Origin of the sequence: Mesorhizobium sp. M7A.F.Ca.CA.002.05.1.1, from assembly GCF_003998335.1 — a bacterium.
GTDB lineage: Bacteria > Pseudomonadota > Alphaproteobacteria > Rhizobiales > Rhizobiaceae > Mesorhizobium.
The window spans coordinates 1-4,179 of record NZ_RZQI01000535.1 but is presented as its reverse complement, the minus strand read 5'-3'; the positions used below and the strand labels follow the sequence as shown (position 1 = coordinate 4,179).

The window sequence follows — 4,179 nt, the reverse complement described above, 5'->3', positions numbered from 1 at the left end:
GACAAGGGCTGCCTTCTGTTCCGGCAGCAGGCCGGCGCGGACCTCGTCGATGCCGAGGCTTCTGGCGATCGCGTTGGCCGTGCGTTCATTGTCGCCGGTCGCCATGATGATGCGCAAGCCGCTTTCATGCAGAGCCTTGATCGCCTCGGCCGTCGTTGCCTTGATAGGGTCGGCGACGGCGACGATGCCGGCCAGCTTCTTGTCGACAGCGACGAACATCGCCGTCTTGCCTTCGAGCTGCAGCGCCTCGGCCTTGGCCGAGATGGATGCGATGTCGACGCCAAGGTCCGCCATCATCGCAGCATTGCCGAGCGCGACCGTCTTTCCCGAGACCGAACCGGACACGCCCTTGCCGGTGACCGCCTCGAAGGCGCTGGCCTCGGCAACGGTCACGCCGCGTGTAGCAGCGCCGTCGACGATGGCTTCAGCCAGCGGATGCTCCGACCCCTTCTCCAGACCGGCGGCAAGCGCCAGCAATTCCTCTTCGGAGAAGCCGTTTGCCGTGACGACATCGGTCAGTTTCGGCCGGCCTTCGGTCAGCGTACCCGTTTTGTCGACGATCAGCTTGTCGACGGAAGCGAAGCGTTCGAGTGCTGCGGCCTCCTTGATCAGCACGCCGGCATGCGCTCCGCGCCCGGTTGCGGTCATGATCGACATCGGCGTGGCGAGGCCGAGCGCACAGGGGCAAGCGATGATCAGCACCGACACCGCGGAGACGATGGCAAAGATCAGGCTGGGCTCGGGTCCAAACACGGCCCAGGCGATGAAAGCGACAATCGCGACAAGGACGACGGCCGGGACAAAGTAGAAAGAAACGCGATCGGCCAACCCTTGAATCGGGGCGCGCGAGCGCTGCGCCTTGGCGACGAGATCGACGATGCGCGCCAGCGTCGTCTCGGCGCCGACCTTCTCAGCGCGCATGATCAGCGCACCATTCTTGTTGAGGGTGCCGCCGGTCAGCGCATCGCCCTCGACCTTCTCGACCGGCAACGGCTCGCCCGTGATCATCGATTCGTCGATCGAGGATCGCCCTTCCAGCACCGTGCCATCGACCGGCACGGCGTCACCGGGGCGTATGCGCAGGCGATCGCCGGCTTTGACCGCATCGAGCGGCACATCGCTTTCGGAACCGTCGGCGGCGATCAGCCGCGCGGTCTTCGGCGCGAGATCAAGCAATGCGCGGATTGCCGAGCCGGTCTTTTCACGGGCGCGGAGCTCCAGCACCTGGCCAAGGAAGACCAGCGCAACGATGACGGCAGCAGCCTCGAAATAGACCGGTACCGCACCGCCATGGCCGCGGAACTGATGCGGAAAGATATCCGGAAACAGCGTGGCGACGACGCTGTAGAGATAGGCAGCACCAACGCCGAGCGAGATCAGCGTCCACATGTTGGGGCTGCGGTTGACGAGCGAGTCCCAGCCGCGGTGGAAGAAGGGGAAGGCGGCCCAAAGCACCACCGGACTTGCCAGGACCAGTTCGATCCAGACTTTTGCCCGGTCCTCGACCAGACCTTCAAACGTCAGGCCGATCATGGGTGCCATGGCGATGATCAGAAGGGGGATCGACAAGGCAGCGCTCACCCAGAACCGCCTGGTGAAATCGACCAGCTCGGGATTTGGCCCTTCATCGCCCGTTGGTACGCCCATCGGCTCCAGCGCCATGCCACAGATCGGGCAGGATCCTGGCTTGTCGCGGATGATTTCGGGATGCATCGGGCAGGTGTATTGCGTGCCTTTGGGCATCGGCTGCGGTGCCGGCCTGTCGCCGAGATATTTTTGCGGCTCCGCCTCGAATTTCGCCTGGCAGGCGGCCGAGCAGAAGTAAAAGCCCTGGCCTTCGTGGCGGGCAAAGTGCCTGGCTGTCGCGCGGTCGACGCTCATACCGCAAACCGGATCGGTGGCCGTCAGGAATTTTTCCGGCTCGACGACGAATTTCGCGCGGCAGCCCTGGCTGCAGAAATGATAGGTATGACCATCATGCTCGACCGTCGACTTGCCGGCGACCGGATCGACAGTCATGCCGCAGACCGGGTCGCGGACGACGCTCTTCGTGGTGGGCACGGCGCCTTTTGTCGAGCAGCAGCTACCATGCGCGTGATGATCGTGATCGGAATGCGTCATTCGAAAATGCCTCGATGGGTCGGTGTGTGACGCGGAGATAGGGCTTCCAGTAACTGGAAGGTCAAGGGCTGTTTCGACTTTCTTTTCCGGTCGACGGCGCGTCCATCCTCCCCAAAAAAAGTATCACGCGGCAACACCACGCCTGCTAGAGAGCGAGCGTCCCGGGGGTGAGATTTTCTTTGGCAATGAAGCGTCTGGTCATCAATCTCGATCGGTCTCCCGATCGCCTTGCCCGTGTGACGGCGGAGTTTGTCCGCATCGGCGTCCCATTCGAACGCGTTCAGGCCATCGACGCACGGGATCGGCCGGACCTGGACCAGCTGCCACAAAATGTCGGATATCGGAACAGGCTGCCATTGACTGACGGCGAGATCGCCTGCCTGCTCAGTCACCGGGCCTGCTGGGCCGCCATCGCGCAAGGCGACGCTCGCTACGGGGCAATCTTCGAGGACGACATCGTCTTTGCCGCGAAAGCCGGCGCATTGCTTCGCGACAGCGACTGGATTCCAGCCGATGCCGAAGTCGTCAAGCTCGAAAGCTATTTTTGCAAGACCGTGATCCGACGCAAGCGCATTGCCATCGGTCACGGCTTTTCCACATCCAAACTCGACGCCGGACATATAGGAACCGCCGGCTACATCATCTCCAGGCAAACCGCGCTCGACCTGATCAAGGCCACAGAGGAGATCGGCATCGCTGTCGACGACCTTGTCTTCAACCCCGAGTTTTCGGTTTTGCGAGGCGAGACGATCTATCAGCTTGTTCCTGCGCTCTGCGCACAAGATCAGTTCCTTGGCGACAGGGCGCTCCAATTGCCAAGCCTGCTCAGGGAAAAGCGCGATATCCAGTGCGCCGCCGGGACCGGGAGACGCAGAAAGACAGCCATAGCGAAGGTAAAAGCCGAGGCTCGGCGAATAGGCAAGCGCATTGCCGATTTCTGTCGACTGAAGCGGAGAATGGTCATTCCATTTACTTATCCGAGCCAGAGCTCAGCCGGGTCTTGAACCGGCTTTCAACGCCCCATACCCAGCGCCGCGAAAACGCGCTATAGACGCCGCCGAAACGGCAAGGCCGGCTGGGTATATGGCAAGAATCTCCCTGAAGCTCGACGAATTGATCGACGGCGAAGCCTTGCGCCGCGAGATGACCGCGCTGACCGCGGCCACGGCGGGCGACGGCTCCGGGCAGGTCGCGCGCAATGGCGTGCTCCAACTGCTCAAGGGACGACTGGCGGAAGGGCGCGCCATTGCCGAACGCATGCTGATGGACGATGGCGGCGGCAGCGCCTGCGCGGCGCGGCTGTCGCACCTCATGGACGAGATCATCCGGGCGCTTTACGATTTCGCCGTCACCCATGTCTACCGGGTCAAGAACCCGTCTTCGGCGGAGCGCATGGCCGTTGTCGCTGTCGGCGGCTACGGCCGTGGAACGCTGGCGCCCGGATCCGACATCGACCTTCTGTTCCTGCTGCCCTACAAGCAGACGCCGTGGGGCGAACAGACAGTCGAATACATGCTCTACATGCTGTGGGACCTGGGGCTGAAGGTCGGCCACGCCACCCGTAACATCGACGAATGCCTGCGCCTGTCGCGCACCGATGTCACCATTCGCACCTCGATCCTCGAAGCACGTTTCCTGTGGGGCGAGGAAAAGCTCTATGATGAACTGATGCTGCGGTTCGACCATGAGGTGGTGCGCACGACCGGCCCCGAATATGTCCAGGCCAAGCTTGCCGAACGCGATGACCGCCATGCCAAGGCCGGCGAAAGCCGCTATCTGGTCGAGCCCAACGTCAAGGACGGCAAGGGCGGCCTGCGCGACCTGCAGACGCTGTTTTGGATCGGCAAATATTTCTATCGGGTGCGCACCGGTGAGGAACTGGTCGACAAGGGCGTCTTCACCGAGGGCGAATACCGCGAGTTCCAGAAGGCCGAGGATTTCCTGTGGGCGGTACGCTGCCACATGCATTTCCTCACCGGCAAGGCCGAAGAGCGGTTGCATTTCGACATCCAGCGCGAGATCGCCGAACGGCTCGGCTACACCACACACCCCGGCCTG

General features: G+C 62.6%; 3 protein-coding genes. 2 read left to right on the top strand and 1 reads right to left on the bottom strand.

Annotated features, from left to right (window positions below; all coding sequences use genetic code 11):
• Window positions 1-2,121, bottom strand: a 2,121-nt coding sequence (locus EN939_RS23310) for a heavy metal translocating P-type ATPase (RefSeq protein WP_127269990.1), incomplete at its 3' end; no start/stop codon positions are given.
• A gap of 185 nt (window positions 2,122-2,306) precedes the next feature.
• Here EN939_RS23310 and EN939_RS23305 point away from each other — a divergent pair.
• Entirely contained in the window at window positions 2,307-3,125 is an 819-nt protein-coding gene (locus tag EN939_RS23305; protein WP_127269992.1) for a glycosyltransferase family 25 protein, read from the top strand.
• Between the two features lie 79 nt (window positions 3,126-3,204).
• On the top strand, window positions 3,205-4,179 hold a 975-nt coding region (locus tag EN939_RS23300; RefSeq protein ID WP_206528323.1), incomplete at its 3' end, for a nucleotidyltransferase domain-containing protein.